The organism is Ensifer sp., from assembly GCF_035999135.1.
Lineage (GTDB): Bacteria > Pseudomonadota > Alphaproteobacteria > Rhizobiales > Rhizobiaceae > Ensifer.
Genome location: NZ_DASYGZ010000171.1, coordinates 1 through 15,428, shown reverse-complemented (window position 1 = coordinate 15,428; position 15,428 = coordinate 1). Strand labels below are relative to the sequence as shown.

At 63.7% G+C, this 15,428-nt stretch carries 11 protein-coding genes; 7 read left to right on the top strand and 4 right to left on the bottom strand.

What is annotated here, in order from left to right:
- Window positions 1–43 precede the first annotated feature (43 nt).
- Window positions 44–1,231 (top strand): acyl-CoA dehydrogenase, encoded by a 1,188-nt coding sequence (locus tag VGO12_RS22380; protein WP_327514939.1) that lies wholly within the window; start codon window positions 44–46, stop codon window positions 1,229–1,231.
- An 11-nt stretch (window positions 1,232–1,242) separates the two neighbouring features.
- Window positions 1,243–2,427, top strand: a complete 1,185-nt coding sequence (locus VGO12_RS22375) for a CaiB/BaiF CoA-transferase family protein (protein WP_327514938.1) — start codon at window positions 1,243–1,245, stop codon at window positions 2,425–2,427.
- Between the two features lie 95 nt (window positions 2,428–2,522).
- Here the strand turns inward: VGO12_RS22375 and htpG are convergent, their stop codons facing one another.
- On the bottom strand, window positions 2,523–4,412 hold the full coding sequence (htpG, locus tag VGO12_RS22370) for a molecular chaperone HtpG (protein ID WP_327514937.1): 1,890 nt from the start codon (window positions 4,410–4,412) through the stop codon (window positions 2,523–2,525).
- A gap of 360 nt (window positions 4,413–4,772) precedes the next feature.
- On the opposite strand from htpG, the gene VGO12_RS22365 reads away from it, so the two are divergent.
- The 4 genes from VGO12_RS22365 to fabI are packed head-to-tail and all read left to right on the top strand — an operon-like array spanning window position 4,773 to window position 9,949.
- Complete coding sequence (locus VGO12_RS22365) at window positions 4,773–6,983, top strand: DUF3141 domain-containing protein (RefSeq protein ID WP_327514936.1); 2,211 nt, start codon at window positions 4,773–4,775, stop codon at window positions 6,981–6,983.
- A gap of 19 nt (window positions 6,984–7,002) precedes the next feature.
- The gene (locus tag VGO12_RS22360; protein ID WP_327514935.1) at window positions 7,003–7,959 is read left to right on the top strand and encodes a phosphate acetyltransferase; all 957 of its coding nucleotides are present in this window, start codon (window positions 7,003–7,005) and stop codon (window positions 7,957–7,959) included.
- Window positions 7,960–7,961: 2 nt separating this feature from the next.
- Window positions 7,962–9,146, top strand: a complete 1,185-nt coding sequence (locus VGO12_RS22355; RefSeq protein ID WP_327514934.1) for an acetate/propionate family kinase — start codon at window positions 7,962–7,964, stop codon at window positions 9,144–9,146.
- A 17-nt stretch (window positions 9,147–9,163) separates the two neighbouring features.
- On the top strand, window positions 9,164–9,949 hold the full coding sequence (gene fabI / locus VGO12_RS22350; protein ID WP_327514933.1) for an enoyl-ACP reductase FabI: 786 nt from the start codon (window positions 9,164–9,166) through the stop codon (window positions 9,947–9,949).
- A gap of 14 nt (window positions 9,950–9,963) precedes the next feature.
- Here fabI and VGO12_RS22345 read toward each other — a convergent pair whose 3' ends face one another.
- Window positions 9,964–11,439, bottom strand: a complete 1,476-nt coding sequence (locus tag VGO12_RS22345; protein WP_327514932.1) for an NAD-dependent succinate-semialdehyde dehydrogenase — start codon at window positions 11,437–11,439, stop codon at window positions 9,964–9,966.
- Window positions 11,440–11,695: 256 nt separating this feature from the next.
- The gene (locus VGO12_RS22340) at window positions 11,696–12,964 is read right to left on the bottom strand and encodes a 4-aminobutyrate--2-oxoglutarate transaminase (RefSeq protein ID WP_327514931.1); all 1,269 of its coding nucleotides are present in this window, start codon (window positions 12,962–12,964) and stop codon (window positions 11,696–11,698) included.
- Window positions 12,965–13,188: 224 nt separating this feature from the next.
- Here VGO12_RS22340 and VGO12_RS22335 point away from each other — a divergent pair, with 224 nt between their 5' ends.
- Complete coding sequence (locus VGO12_RS22335; RefSeq protein ID WP_327514930.1) at window positions 13,189–14,001, top strand: MerR family transcriptional regulator; 813 nt, start codon at window positions 13,189–13,191, stop codon at window positions 13,999–14,001.
- A 141-nt stretch (window positions 14,002–14,142) separates the two neighbouring features.
- Here the strand turns inward: VGO12_RS22335 and fba are convergent, their stop codons facing one another.
- Window positions 14,143–15,186 (bottom strand): class II fructose-bisphosphate aldolase, encoded by a 1,044-nt coding sequence (fba, locus tag VGO12_RS22330; RefSeq protein WP_327514929.1) that lies wholly within the window; start codon window positions 15,184–15,186, stop codon window positions 14,143–14,145.
- Between the last annotated feature and the right edge of the window lie 242 nt (window positions 15,187–15,428).

Sequence of the window (15,428 nt, the reverse complement as noted above, 5' to 3'; positions counted from 1 at the left end):
CCTTGCGATAAGTTGAAACGGAAAAATCCGATGGGAGAGAAACATGGCCGGCAAGACGCAATTTCAATGGGATGATCCGTTGCTCCTCGACGATCAGCTGACCGAGGACGAGCGGATGATTCGCGATACCGCGCGGGCCTATGCGCAGGAGCGGCTGCAGCCGCGCGTCATCGCCGCCTACCGGGAAGAATCGACCGATCCGGAGATCTTCCGCGAAATGGGCGAGCTTGGACTGCTCGGCGTGACCGTATCCGAGGTCTATGGCGGCGTCGGCGCTTCCTACGTTGCCTATGGACTGGTTGCGCGCGAAGTCGAGCGCGTCGATTCGGGCTACCGCTCGATGATGAGCGTGCAGTCTTCGCTGGTGATCTATCCGATCTATGCCTACGGCTCGGAGGAGCAGAAGCGGAAATACCTGCCGAAGCTGATCAGCGGCGAGTGGATCGGCTGCTTCGGCCTGACGGAACCGGACGCCGGTTCGGATCCAGCCGGCATGAAGACCCGTGCGATCAAGACCGAGAGCGGATATCGCCTCGTCGGCTCGAAGATGTGGATTTCCAATGCGCCACTCGCCGACGTCTTCGTCGTCTGGGCAAAATCGGAAGCCCATGGCGGCGCGATCCGCGGCTTCGTTCTTGACAAGGGCATGAAGGGGCTTTCTGCGCCCAAGATCGCCGGCAAGCTGTCGCTGCGCGCCTCGATCACCGGCGAAATCGTCATGGACAATGTCGAGGTCGGCGAAGACGCATTGTTGCCGAATGTCGAGGGCCTGAAGGGTCCGTTCGGTTGCCTCAACCGTGCCCGCTACGGCATCTCCTGGGGCGCGCTCGGCGCTGCCGAATTCTGCTGGCATGCCGCCCGCCAGTACGGCCTTGACCGCAAGCAGTTCAACCGCCCGCTCGCCCAGACCCAGCTTTTCCAGAAGAAGCTTGCCGACATGCAGACGGAAATCACGCTTGGCCTTCTCGGATCGCTACGCGTCGGTCGCCTGATGGACGAGGGTCGCATGGCGCCGGAGATGATCTCGATCGTCAAGCGCAACAATTGCGGCAAGTCGCTCGACATCGCCCGCATGGCCCGCGACATGCACGGCGGCAACGGCATTTCCGAGGAATACCAGGTCATGCGTCACATGGTGAACCTCGAAACGGTCAACACCTATGAGGGCACGCACGACGTTCATGCGCTGATCCTCGGCCGCGCCCAGACCGGCCTTCAGGCCTTCTTCTGATCGGTGCCGTCATGGAAGCTCCGCTGAAGGGCATTCGTGTCCTGGAACTGGCCCGCATTCTCGCGGGCCCCTGGATCGGCCAGACCCTGGCCGATCTCGGTGCCGACGTCATCAAGGTCGAAAGCCCGGCCGGCGACGACACCCGAGCCTGGGGACCGCCCTTCGTTGCGGGCGAGGATGGCGAGACGCTCGACGCCGCCTATTTCCATGCCTGCAATCGCGGCAAGCGCTCGGTGGTGCTCGACTTCACGACCGAGGAGGGACAGGAGGCCGTGCGCCGCCTTGCCGCCAAGTCGGACGTGCTGCTCGAAAACTTCAAGGTCGGCGGGCTCGCGAAATACGGGCTCGACTACGAGAGCCTGAAGAAGGTCAACCCGCGGCTGATCTATTGCTCTGTCACCGGCTTCGGCCAGGATGGACCCTACGCCCATCGCGCCGGCTACGACTACATCGTCCAGGGCATGAGCGGTATCATGGACCTGACCGGCGAGCCCGATCGCGAGCCGCAGAAGATCGGCGTCGCCTTTGCCGACATCTTCACCGGCCTCTACGGCGTCATCGCCGTGCAGGCGGCCCTTGCCCAACGCGAGCGTACCGGCGAAGGGCAGCAGATCGACATGGCCTTGCTCGACTGCATGACGGGCGTTCTTGCAAACCAGGCGCTCAATTTCCTCGTCTCCGGCAAGGCACCGCGCCGGCTCGGCAATGCGCATCCGAACATCGCGCCCTACCAGGTGTTTCCGACGTCGGACGGTCACCTGATCGTTGCTGTCGGCAACGACCGGCAGTTCGTGAAGTTCTGCACGCTGCTCGGGCGTCCGGATCTGGCAGCGGACGAACGCTATCTGACCAACGCCTTGCGGGTGCAGAACCGGGACACGCTGACAGTGGCACTGGCCAACGAGACGGCGAAGATCGAACGCGATGCGCTGCTGGCGATGCTGGAAGATGCCGGCGTTCCGGGCGGACCGATCAACACCGTTGCGGATGTGTTTGCCGATCCGCAGATCGAGCATCGGCAGATGCGGGTGGATACGCCGCATACGGGCGCCGCCACGGGCACGTCGCCGGGTGTCCGTGCGCCGATCCGCTTTTCGGCAGCCGAACTTGCGCTCGATCGCGGCGCACCGCGGCTTGGCGAACACACGGACGAGGTGCTGGCCGAGGTCGGGATGCACACCGCGAAGGTCGGCTAACGTTAGGTCACAGTCTTGGCGGCGCTGCTCAGTCGCCGCCTGAAGAAACAGAAAAGAAGCCCCGGAAATTCCTGAGATTTCCGGGGCTTTTTTGTTTAGGCCCTGAGCGCGCGATCGAAGACGCGCGAGAGCCGCTCGGCAAAGCCGCGCGGATCCTGCGGCTTGTCGCCGTCGAGCACGCGCGCCTGGTCGAGCAGCAGCTGAACCGCGTCCGTGCGGAAGGCCGTATCGCCGGCGGGGCTGGCGGAGATCGCGGTGATCAGCGCATGGTTGGGGTTGATCTCGAGGATCGGCTTGGGGGCGTCATCGAGACGGCCGGCACCCTGCAGCATCTTTTCGAGCTGCCGGTCCGGTCCGTTTTCCGGCGCCACGAGGCAGACGGCACTTTCCGTCAGCCGCTCGGAGGTGCGAACATCCGACACGCTGGCGCCCAGCGTCTCCTTGGCAAAGGCGACGAAGTCGATCACCAGCTGGCTTGCCTTCGGGGCCTCGTCCTTGCTGCCTTCGGGCTTGGCGATATTGCCGAGATCGGCAGCACCCTGCGTGATCGACTTCCACGGCTTGCCGTCGAAATCGGGAGCCGACGTGACCCAGAAGCTGTCGACCGGATCGGTCAGCAGCAGCACCTCGATGCCGCGGGCGCGAAAACCCTCGAGCTGCGGCGAGGCCTTCAACTGGCCGAGATTGTCACCGGTCAGGTAGTAGATCGCCGACTGGCCGTCCTTCATGTCCTTGACGTAGTCGGCAAGGCTGCGCTGGTTCTCGTCTGACGTGGTGGTGCGGAAGCGCGACAGTCCGATCAATTGCTCGCGGCGCTCGTAGTCCTCGTAGATGCCTTCCTTCAGAACGCTGCCGAAGTTCTCCCAGACCTTCGTGAAGGTCTCCGGCTCGTTCTCGGCGAGCTTCTCGATCGCCGTCAGCACGCGGTTGGTCACGCCCCTGCGAATGCTGGCGAGCAACGGGCTTTCCTGGATCATCTCGCGCGAAACGTTGAGCGGCAGGTCCGATGTGTCGACGAGGCCGCGTACGAAACGCAGATAGCGCGGCAGCAATTCCGCTTCGTCGGTGATGAAGACGCGCTTGACGTAGAGCTTCATCCGACCCTTGCGGTCCGGGTCGAAGAGATCGAAGGGCTTGGAGCCGGGAACGAAGGCAAGGGCCGTGTATTCGTGGCGACCTTCGGCGCGGAAATGCACCGTCAGCGCCGGGTCGTCGTACTGGCCGGCAACGCCGCGGTAGAAATCCGCATAGTCTTCCTTGCTGATGTCGCTCTTCTGCTTGGTCCAGAGCGCCGTGCCGTCGCCGACCTGAACCGGCTCTGCACCGGGCTTTTCGAGGATGGAGATCGACACCGGCACATGGCCCGACTGATCCTTGACGATGCGCTCGACCGTCCAGCGCGAGGTGTAGGTCTTGGCGTCTTCCATCAGGTGCAGCGTGATGCGGGTGCCGCGTGCCGGAGCATCTGCGAGATCGGCAGCAGACACCGTGTAGCTGCCCTTGCCGTCGGAAGACCAGAGCCACGCGTGTTGCGAACCCGCGCGGCGCGACACGACGTCGACCTTGTCGGCGACCATGAAGGCGGAATAGAAACCGACGCCGAACTGGCCGATCAGCTGCGCGCCTTCCTTGCCCTGTGCCGCTTCGATGCGATCCATGAAGGCGCGGGTGCCGGAGCGGGCGATCGTGCCGAGCGCCTCGACCAGTTCGTCGCGGCCCATACCGATGCCGTTGTCCTCGACGACGAGACGGTTGTTGTCTTCGTCGAGGGTCAGCGTGATGCGGGCAGTCGGGTCGCCGGCAAGAAGCTCGGGCGAGCCGATCGCTTCATAGCGCAGTTTTTCGCAGGCATCCGCAGCGTTCGAAATCAACTCGCGCAGGAAGACGTTCTTGTCGGAATAGACCGAATGCACCATCAGATGGAGCAGTCGCGCCACATCGGCTTCGAAGACATGTTTCTCTACGGACATTTCGATTTCGCTCATTGCCTTGGCAACTCCTTTGGGTTTCGCCCCAATTGGCAAGCTGCGCCCCGAATTTCAAGGGTTGTCTTGCCGGGGGCACAATTCTGTATAATGCTGCAGTGCGAAGAGGGCGAGAAACGGCGGCGAGATACAGGACTTCGGACGGCGTAGGCAACGTATCGCGGACAGTGACAAATCGTGGTTACACGGCTGCGCTATGCTGGCTCGACCCGGGGCGACGTGGTTCAGACTGCCATTTCAAGTTGACGATATCGAACGTTGGCCTATCCCTTTTTGACGTAAGTCAACACTCGACCGCTTGCACTGCCCTATAGGCTAAGAAACAGGCCCAGCCTCAATTGCGCCCGAGGAGCGGATGTTATGCCCAAGCAGCCCATCAGCCCGACCCTGCCGACGTTTGCCGATGCTTATTCCTATTCGCTTGATGCCTGGCAAAGGGCGATCCTCTTTCTCGACGTCATGCGACAGCGCGGCGCGCAATATGAGGAGCATCGGACGCAAACGGCTCCGAATGTGCTGGAATTCGAGGCGCAGCTTGTCATTGACGGGCGCACGCTCGCGCGGCCTGTGAACTATGCGCTGGTCAGCATCGTGCCGCCCCAGGGCGTCGTGATCGATCAGTCGAAGCGCCCGTTTGTCGTGGTCGATCCGCGTGCGGGCCACGGCCCCGGGATCGGAGGTTTCAAGGCCGACAGCGAAATCGGCGTGGCGATGAAGGCGGGACATCCCTGCTACTTCATCGGCTTCCTGCCGGACCCCGTTCCGGGGCAGACGATCGAGGACATCGCCCTGGCCGAAGCCGGTTTCCTCGAAACTGTCATCGCCCGGCATCCACAAGCGGACGGCAAGCCTTGCGTGATCGGCAATTGCCAGGCGGGCTGGGCGGTGATGATCGTCGCAGCACTCAGGCCTGACCTCTTCGGCCCGATCATCATCGCCGGCGCGCCGCTTTCCTACTGGGCCGGCGTGCACGGGCAGAACCCGATGCGTTACTCCGGCGGGCTTCTTGGCGGCAGCTGGCTGACGGCGCTGACCGGAGACCTTGGCGCCGGCGTTTTCGATGGCGCCTGGCTGGTGCAGAACTTCGAAAACCAGAACCCCGCCAACACGCTCTGGGCGAAGCAGTACAATCTCTATTCCAAGATCGACACCGAGGCGGCGCGATATCTCGGGTTCGAGCGCTGGTGGGGTGGACACGTCACCCTCAATGCCGAGGAAATGCAGTTCATCGTCGATGAACTCTTCATCGGCAACAAGCTTGCGGCCGGCGAGATCCGGACCTCGGACGGCACCGCGGTCGACCTGCGCAACATCGGCTCGCCGATCGTCGTCTTCTGCTCGAAGGGCGACAATATCACCCCGCCGCAGCAAGCGCTGGACTGGATCCTCGATCTCTACGACAGCGTGGACGAGATCCGCGCCTACGGCCAGACGATCGTCTACACGGTCCACGAGACGATCGGGCATCTCGGCATCTTCGTCTCGGCCGGTGTCGCCCGCAAGGAGCACGGCGAGTTTGCGTCCAACATCGACCTGATCGACGTGCTGCCGCCCGGCCTCTATGAGGCGGTTCTGACGCCCGCAGCCGATGTGGTCGAGGGCCGGGACATGCTTTCCGGCGAGTGGCTGATGCGCTGCGAGGCGCGCACGCTCGACGATATCAGGGCGCTCGGCGGCAACGATATCGAAGACGAGAAGCGTTTTGCCACTGCTGCAAAACTCTCCGAGGTCAACCTGGCGCTCTATCGCACCTATCTGCAGCCGGCGGTCAAGGCGGCGGTGACGCCGCCGCTGGCCGAAGCCATGCGCAGCATACACCCCCTTCGCCTGCAATACGCGTTGTTCGGTCCCGACAATCCGTTCATGGCCTGGACCGCGGCTCTTGCCGAACAGGTGCGGGCAAACCGGGAGCCTGCCGCATCCGGCAATCCGTTCCTTGCGTGGCAGGAGGCGCTGTCGCAGCAGATGGTCGATGGCCTCGACGCCTGGCGTCGGACGAGCGAATACGTGTCGGAGCAGGCGTTCCATACGATCTATGGCGCTCCGCCCCTACAGGCCGCACTCGGCGTCGATCCCGCCCAGCCGTCACGCCGGGCGGCAAAAAGCCTGCTGCACCAGGAGCTTGTCGCGTCACGGATCACCGAACTCAAGGCGAGGGTGGCGGAAGGCGGTACCTGCGAGGCGCTTGCGCGAGCTCTGATCTTCGTCGGCATGGCGCGGGGTGGCGCGGACGAACGTGGTCTTGAGGCCGTCCGCCGGCTTCGGCGCGCTCACCCCGACGCCAGGCAGTTGGATCTTGCCGCCTTCAAGGCGGTGCTGCGGGAGCAGTATTTCATGCTGTTGATCGACGAGGATGCGGCACTCGCTGCCCTGCCGCAGCTTTTGCCCGAAGCAATTGACGAGCGGCGCACCGCGTTCGCAGCCTTGAACGAAGTGCTCGAAGCGTCTGGGTCGGTGTCCGGCCTGGCTGCCGAGAGGCTGCAACGGGTGGGAGCGCTTTTTCGCCTCGACAGCGAGCCGCCGGTCTCGATCACTGGCAACAAGGCTGCTCGCAGCCGCAAGGCGTCCTGAAAGACCAGGGAGGGTCAACGTGTCCGATCCAACCTTACAGCCACCAGCCCTGTCGAAATACGACCGCCTGATCGCTGCCGCGCGCGATGAGACACCGGCCGTCACGGTCGTCGCCCATCCCTGCGACGAGACGTCGCTGCGCGGCGCGCTGGAGGCCGCGACGCTGGGGTTGATCGCGCCCGTTCTCGTCGGTCCCGAGGCGAAAATCCGCAGTGTCGCGAATGAACACCGGCTGGATATCGGCCGTTGCGAGATCGTCGATGTACCGCACAGCCACGCAGCAGCGGCCAAGGCCGTTGCGATGATTCGCGAAGGCAAGGGCGAGCTCCTGATGAAGGGCAGCCTGCATACGGACGAGCTGATGAAGGAAGTGGCGGCATCGGCCACGGGCTTGAGGACCGATCGGCGCATCAGCCATGTCTTCATCATGGATGTACCGGGGCATGCAGAGACGCTGTTCATCACGGACGCGGCCATCAACATCTTTCCCGATCTCGAGGCCAAGCGCGACATCGTGCAGAACGCCATCGATCTCTGGGTGACGATCGGCCTTGGCGAGCCGCGCGTCGCGATCCTCTCGGCGGTCGAGACCGTCACCACGAAGATCCCCTCGACGATCGAGGCTGCGGCACTCTGCAAGATGGCCGAACGGGGGCAGATCACCGGCGGCCTCATCGATGGACCGCTTGCCTTCGACAATGCGATCGATCCGGAGGCAGCACGGATCAAGGGCATAACATCGCCGGTTGCCGGTCGTGGCCAGATCCTGGTGGTGCCGGATCTCGAGGCCGGCAATATGCTCGCCAAGAACCTCACCTTCCTGTCGCATGCCGATGCTGCCGGCATCGTTCTCGGTGCGCGGGTGCCGATCGTGCTGACATCGCGGGCGGATTCGGTTCGAACGCGCCTTGCGTCCTGCGCCGTGGCCGCGCTCTATGCCACCCGGCGTAGAATGCCTGAAGTTGCGGCGGTGTGACCATGGACGCGCTTCTCGTCGTCAATGCCGGCTCTTCCAGCCTCAAGTTCCAGATCTTCGGGATCGCCGGCGCCGGCCTTGATCTTCAGGTGAAAGGACAGATCGGCGGCATCGGCACGCGTCCGCGACTGCAGGCGAAGGCCGTCGATGGCGCCGTGCTTGTCGATCGGAACTATGAGGCCGAAGCCGTCGGCGATTTGCCGGCGGCCATCGCCGCCGCAAGAGACTGGCTGCTGACGCTCGGTGGCTTCACCCTGCGCGCCGTCGGCCACCGGGTGGTGCATGGCGGGCCTGACTACGCCGAGCCGGTGCTGATCGACGCGACGGTGCTAGAACGCCTGGCGAGCTACCAGGACCTGGCCCCGCTGCACCAGCCCAACAACCTCGCGCCGATCCGCCAGGCGATGGCGATCAACCCTGATGTGCCGCAGGTCGCCTGCTTCGACACCGCTTTCCATCATGGCCATCCCGAAGCGGTCAACTGCTATGCCATGCCCCGCCAATTCTATGACGAGGGCGTGCGGCGCTATGGCTTCCATGGCCTTTCCTACGAGTACATATCGAGACACCTCCGCGAGGTCGCTCCGCAGGTGGTAGCGGGTCGCGTGGTCGTCGCCCATCTCGGCAGCGGCGCCTCCATGTGTGCCCTTAAGGATGGCCATAGTATCGAGACGACCATGGGCTTCACGGCGCTTGACGGCCTGCCCATGGGGACGCGGCCCGGGCAGCTCGACCCGGGCGTCGTGCTCTACCTGATCCTGCAGCGGGGCATGAACGCCCAGGCCGTTTCCGACCTGCTCTACCATGACGCCGGCCTCAAGGGTCTCTCGGGCGTGTCCAACGACATGCGCGACCTGCTCGCGAGCGCCGATCCGCATGCGGAGCTCGCCATCGATCACTTCGTCTATCGCTGCGGCCTGAACGCCGGCATGCTGGCCGCGTCGCTCGGTGGTCTCGATGCCTTCGTCTTTACCGCCGGTGTCGGCGAGAATTCCGCGCCGATCCGCGCCCGCATCGCCGAGAAGCTCGCGTGGCTGGGAGCCGAACTCGACCCTGGCGCGAACGAGGCGGGCGACACGCTGATCTCGACGCCGTCTAGCCGCGTGGCGCTTTATGTTCTCCCGACCGACGAGGAATTGATGATCGCGCGACACACGCTGGCGCTCCTCAACTCCCGGCAAGCCTGATCCAACGGAGACGATCCATGTCCATTCCCGCCGCAAAAGCGAAGCTTCTGGACGGCCGTAAGGGCCTGGTGGTCGGCATCGCCAACGACCGGTCGATCGCCTGGGGCTGCGCCCGTGCCTTCCGCGCCTTCGGCGCCGAGGTCGCCGTCACCTACCTGAACGACAAGGCAAAACCCCATGTCGAGCCGCTGGCGCGCGAGCTCGAGGCGCCGATCTTCCTGCCGCTCGACGTCGCCGTTCCCGGTCAGATGGAGGCGGTTTTCGAGGAGATCGAGAAGGTCTGGGGCGAACTCGATTTCGTCGTGCATTCGATCGCCTTTTCTCCGAAGGACACACTCGGCGGGCGCGTCGTCGACGTGCCGCGCGATGGCTTCCTGAAGACCATGGACATATCCTGCTGGTCGTTCATCCGCATGGCGCATCTTGCCGAACCGCTGATGAAGAAGGGCGGCACGCTCTTCACCATGACCTATCACGGCTCTCAGGTGGTGGTGGAGAACTACAACATCATGGGCGTCGCTAAGGCGGCGCTCGAAAGTGCGGTGCGTTATCTCGCCGCCGAGCTCGGCCCCAAGGGCATCCGCGTGCACGCCATCTCGCCGGGCGCCCTTGCCACCCGTGCCGCATCCGGCATTCCGGAATTCGACGCGTTGCTTGAAAAGACCAAAGTCAAGTCGCCGAGCCGCGAATTGATCGACATCGACGATGTCGGTGCGGCAACCGCCTTCCTCGCCCACGACGCCGCACGGCTGATCACCGGCCAGGTCCTCTATGTCGACGGTGGCTACCACATCATCGATTAGCCCTGCATGGGCGCTCAAATGTTACCCATGCAGAGATATTTCATCTCGAGATAGTCCTCGAGCCCATGGCGCGAGCCTTCGCGGCCGATGCCCGACTGCTTTATGCCGCCGAAGGGGGCAGCTTCCGAGGACATGCGGCCGGTGTTGATGCCGACCATGCCGTATTCCAAGGCTTCAGCTACGTGCCAGACCCGCTTCAGGTTCTCCGCGTAGAAATAGGCGGCAAGGCCGTAGATCGTGTCGTTGGCTTCGGCGATGACCTGCTCGGCCGTCTCGAAGCGGATGATCGGGGCGATCGGGCCGAAGGTCTCTTCCTGGGCGACGCGCATGTCGGTCGAAATGCCGGTGAGAACGGTCGGCTCGAAGAACGTTCCTGAGGCGCCGATCCGGTTGCCGCCGGCGCGCACCTTGGCCCCCTTGGAAACGGCGTCGGCGACATGGGCCTCGATCTTCTCGATCGCATGCCTGTCAATCATCGGGCCTATGGTGATGCCCGGGGTAAAGCCGTCGCCGACGGTCAATTCGGCGACGCGCCTGACGAACTTCTCGGCAAAGGCGTCGTGCACGCCCGATTGCACATAGATGCGGTTGGCCGAAACGCAGGTCTGGCCGGCATTGCGGAATTTCGCCTGGATGGCGCCATCCACGGCCTCGTCAATGTCGGCATCGTCGAAGACGATGAAGGGGGCGTTGCCGCCGAGCTCCAGGCTCACCTTCTTGATTTGGTCGGAACATTGCCGCATCAACAGCCGGCCCACTTCAGTCGAACCGGTGAAACTGATCTTGCGCACCTTCGGATTGCTGCAGAGTTCCCGGCCGATCGCGGCCCCGTCGGCTGCATAGAGCAGGTTGAGGACGCCCTTGGGGAAGCCGGCCTTTTCGGCGAGCACGAACATAGCGCCGGCAACGAGCGGTGTCTGTTCGGCGGGCTTCAGGACGATGGCGCAGCCGGCCGCCAGAGCCGGCGAAATCTTGCGGGCGACCATCGAGGCCGGGAAGTTCCACGGCGTGATCGTGCCGACGACGCCGACTGGCTGTTTGATCACCAGCATGCGACGGTCGTTGGCAGGGGCCGGGAAGGTCTCACCATAGATGCGCTTGGCCTCTTCGGCGTACCATTCGACATAGGCTGCCGCATGCAGCACTTCACCCTTCGATTCGGAAATCGGCTTGCCCATTTCGGCCGTCAGGATGGCGGCCAGGTCGTCGGCATGGGCGACGATCAGGTCGTGCCAGCGGCGAAGCACGGCGCTGCGGTCCTTGGCGGGTTTTGCCGCCCAGAGAACTTGCGCCTTCGCTGCAGCCTCGATCGCCGCGTGGGCTTCTTCAATGCCCATGTCCGGAAGCGTTGCCAGCAGTTCGCCGGTCGAGGGGTTGAAGACGTCGAAGGCAGGCCCTGTCCAGTCCGCGGCGCGAGTGGCGACGGCCGGAAGCGACGCGAACAGATCTGCTGCGCTCAGGTGCCTGGTCAAGGCTGGGGTCAAGGTCATGGCGGGCATCCTCCGGCGATAGCCTGCCACGCGGCGGCAGGCCCGCTTTTGCTTGTTCTTGCGGATGCCGGTCAACGCCGGCACCCGAGCCTTGCGCGTCTGACGTCGCGCGCAGCATGTCCGGCGGGGTGCATGTCGATCAAGACGCGCTAAGCTCGCCGTAGCACTTTGAATTGCTACAGATTCTTTTGCTCAAGTCGATCCCGACCCGAGGAAATTTGTAGCGGGCAACCGCAGACGCGGTTGCCCGGACGTGTCAGCCGCGCGCAGCGATGATCGAGGCTTCGAGGGTGTCGAGTGCTTCGGCAAAGACCTCGTCCTGAATGGTGATCGGCGCCAGGAAGCGGATGACGTTGCCGTGTACGCCGCAGGTGAGCAGGATCAGGCCCTTTTCCAGAGCATTGAGCCGCACCTTGTTGGCGAAGTCGGCGCTCGGCAGGTTGGTCTTCACGTCGTTGAACTCGACGGCGTTCATGAAGCCGGGACCACGGATGTCGACGATCTCGGGTGCCTGTTCACGGATCGCTGCCAGGCGTTGCTTCAGGCGGCCACCGAGCTGTTCGGCGCGCTCGCAAAGTTTCTCTTCGGCAATGACGTCGAGCACGGCGTGGGCCGCGGCGATGCCGAGCGGGTTGCCGCCATAGGTGCCGCCAAGGCCGCCGGGTGCAGGCGCGTCCATGACTTCGGCACGGCCGGTCACAGCCGCAAGGGGGAAGCCGCCGGCGAGGCTCTTGGCCATCGTGGTGATGTCGGGCGCGACATCGTGATGATCCATCGCAAACATCTTGCCGGTGCGGGCAAAGCCGGTCTGGACTTCGTCGGCGATGAGCAGAATGCCGTGCTGGTCGCAGATTTCGCGCAGCGCCTTCATGAAGGCTGCCGGCGCCGGGTAGAAGCCACCTTCGCCCTGGACCGGTTCGAGAATGATCGCGGCGACGCGGCCGGGATCGACGTCGGCGGCGAAGAGCTTCTTCAGCGCGGCCAGCGACTGCTCGGTCGTGACGCCGTGCAACTCGATCGGGAAGGGAGCATGGAAGACGTCGCCCGGCATCGCGCCGAAACCGACCTTGTAGGGAACGACCTTGCCGGTCAGCGCCATGCCCATGAAGGTGCGACCATGGAAGCCGCCCGAAAACGCGATGACCGCCTGGCGGCCGGTCGACGCGCGGGCGATCTTGACCGCATTCTCCACAGCCTCGGCGCCGGTCGTCACGAAGATCGTCTTCTTGGCGAAGTCACCGGGCGTCAGCGCGTTCAGACGTTCGGCGAGGTGCACGTAGGTCTCGTAGGGCACCACCTGGTGGCAGGTATGGGTGAAACGGTCGATCTGAGCCTTGACCGCTTCAATGACCTTCGGATGGCGATGACCGGTGTTGACGACCGCAATGCCGGAGGCGAAGTCGATGTAGCGATTGCCGTCCTTGTCCCAGATTTCGGCGTTCTCGGCCCGATCGGCGTAGATCTGGGTGGTCATGCCGACGCCACGGGAAATGGCGGCGTTCTTGCGGTCGGTCAGGGTGGTCATGGTGCGTTCCTGTCGTCTGGAGTTAATATATTGCATTTTTTCTGCAAGTTTATTCTGGAAGTGGTACACCTTTCACAGTCGATTGCAAATCAAATTTGGTGATCGAGACACCGCGGCCGCTGATGCAGCGTTCTTGTCAGATCCCGACCGCGATGGCTAAGGTTGCAAACACGTTGGCGCTCCGCGGATTCGCGCAGCGCCAATCGGCGGCAAAGGAAATTGGAATGGGCGCTGTGCGCTACAAGGTTGCCGAGGCGGCGCGGCTTGCGGGGGTTTCCGCTTCGACGCTCAGGCTATGGGAAACGCAAGGGCTGGTCGTGCCGGAGCGCTCGCCGACGGGGCACAGGCAATTTACCGAAAGCGACCTTGCGCGGCTGAAACGCATCGCGTGGTTTCGCGCCGAGCGCGGGTTGAACCCGGCAGCGATCCGCGAGGCGCTGGACGCGGAAGGAGCCTCCGACGATCAAGCGAGCGGTGCGGTTGCGGAGGGCATAGACAATCAGGTCGGTCGCAAGCTTCGCAGCCTGAGGCATGCGGCCGGCAAGACGCTGGAGCAGGTCGCTGGCGATATCGGCATCGCCGCATCGGTCCTTTCGACGTTGGAGCGCACGTCGCAGGGTGTGTCGGTCGCGGTGCTGCATAACATTGCCGAATTCTTCGGCACGACGGTATCGAGCCTTTCCGGCGAGGAGGAGGCGGATGCGCGCGCCGTGGTGCGGGCAGGGGAATGGCGGGCATGGCCGCGCACGACGCCCGGCGTCACCGTTCAGCTGCTTGCCGACGGTCGCAACCAGATGGACTGCCACCGCTTCGTGCTGGAACCGGGCGCCTCCAGCGAAGGCGCCTACCGGCATGAGGGAGAGGAGTTCGTCCACGTGCTGTCCGGCCGGGTCGAGTTCATCCTCGACAGCGACCAGTTCTATGACCTCGGGGTCGGCGATTCCCTTTATTTCGAGAGCAAACGCCGTCACGCCTGGACGAACAGGCACGATGGCGAGACCGTGCTTCTCTGGGTCAACACCCCACCCACGTTCTAGCCCGCAGCGAGAGCAAGCCGACCCCATGATGCCTGAAAGAAGTCGGCGCGCGGTCCGTTGGAACCGCGCGCCGATTGGTATTCGGGAAGAGATGATCCACCCGCCTCATCCTGTCGATGAAGCGGGACGGAACCTTGCCGATCAGGCGGCTGCGTAGCGCTTTGCCATTTCCGACAGACGCAGGGCGCGGATTTTCGACGCCTTGCCGGCGGTGCGGAAGGCTTCAAAGCGTTCCTTGCAGACTTCGGTCATCAGCGCCGTTGCCGGCTTCAGGTAGTTGCGCGGGTCGAAGTTTTCCGGGTTCTCGGCAAAGTTCTTGCGGATCGTGCCGGTCATGGCGAGGCGCAGGTCGGTGTCGATGTTGACCTTGCGCACGCCGAGCGGGATGCCCTTCTGGATTTCGGAGACCGGAACGCCCCAGGTCGGCTTCATCTTGCCGCCATAGGTGTTGAACAGATCCTGCAGGTCCTTCGGGACGGAGGACGAGCCGTGCATGACCAGATGCGTGTTCGGCAGCTTCTTATTGATCTTGGCGATCGTTTCGATCGACAGGATGTCGCCGTCGGGCTCGCGGGTGAACTTGTAGGCGCCATGGCTGGTGCCGATGGCGACCGCGAGCGCATCGACGCCGGTCCTGGTGACGAAGTCGAGCGCCTGTTCCGGATCGGTCAGCAGCTCTTCGCGCGACAGCTTGCCTTCGAAGCCGTGGCCGTCTTCCTTGTCGCCGGCGCCAGTCTCGAGATTGCCGAGGCAGCCGAGTTCGCCTTCGACCGAAACGCCGGCCGCATGGGCGATCTTCACGACTTCAGCCGTTACCGCGACATTGTAGTCATAGCTCGCGACGGTCTTGCCGTCCTTCTCCAGCGAGCCGTCCATCATGACGGAGGTAAAGCCGTTGGTGATCGCCGAAATGCAGGTCGACGGCTGGTCGCCGTGGTCGAGGTGCAGACAGACCGGGATATGCGGATACTCTTCAGCGGCACCCAGGATCAGGTGGCGCAGGAACGCGTCGCCGGCATAGGAACGGGCGCCACGGCTGGCCTGCAGGATCACCGGGCTGTCGGTGGCATCGGCGGCGCGCATAACGGCTTGAATATATTCAAGATTGTTCACATTGAACGCCGGCAGCGCGTAGTCGTTCTCCGCCGCATGGTCGAGCAGTTGCCGCAATGTGATCAATGCCATTCGCTATTCTCCCTTGGTGTTCGGCGCACGTCTTGGTGCGCCACAAAAACAATCCGGCTTGAGACGCCGCATGACATCATCGCAGGCAGCGATGGCCGGTTCTCCGTGCGGCGTGACGGCGCGCGCGAATTGGTCGCGCCCACCGAAGTCAGGCGCACAATAGTTCATCGAAGTGGTTTGACAACCGGGCAAAAGGCAGGTTGCCAGAGGTCGAAAGACGCTTCAATCGATTTTACTGTGGA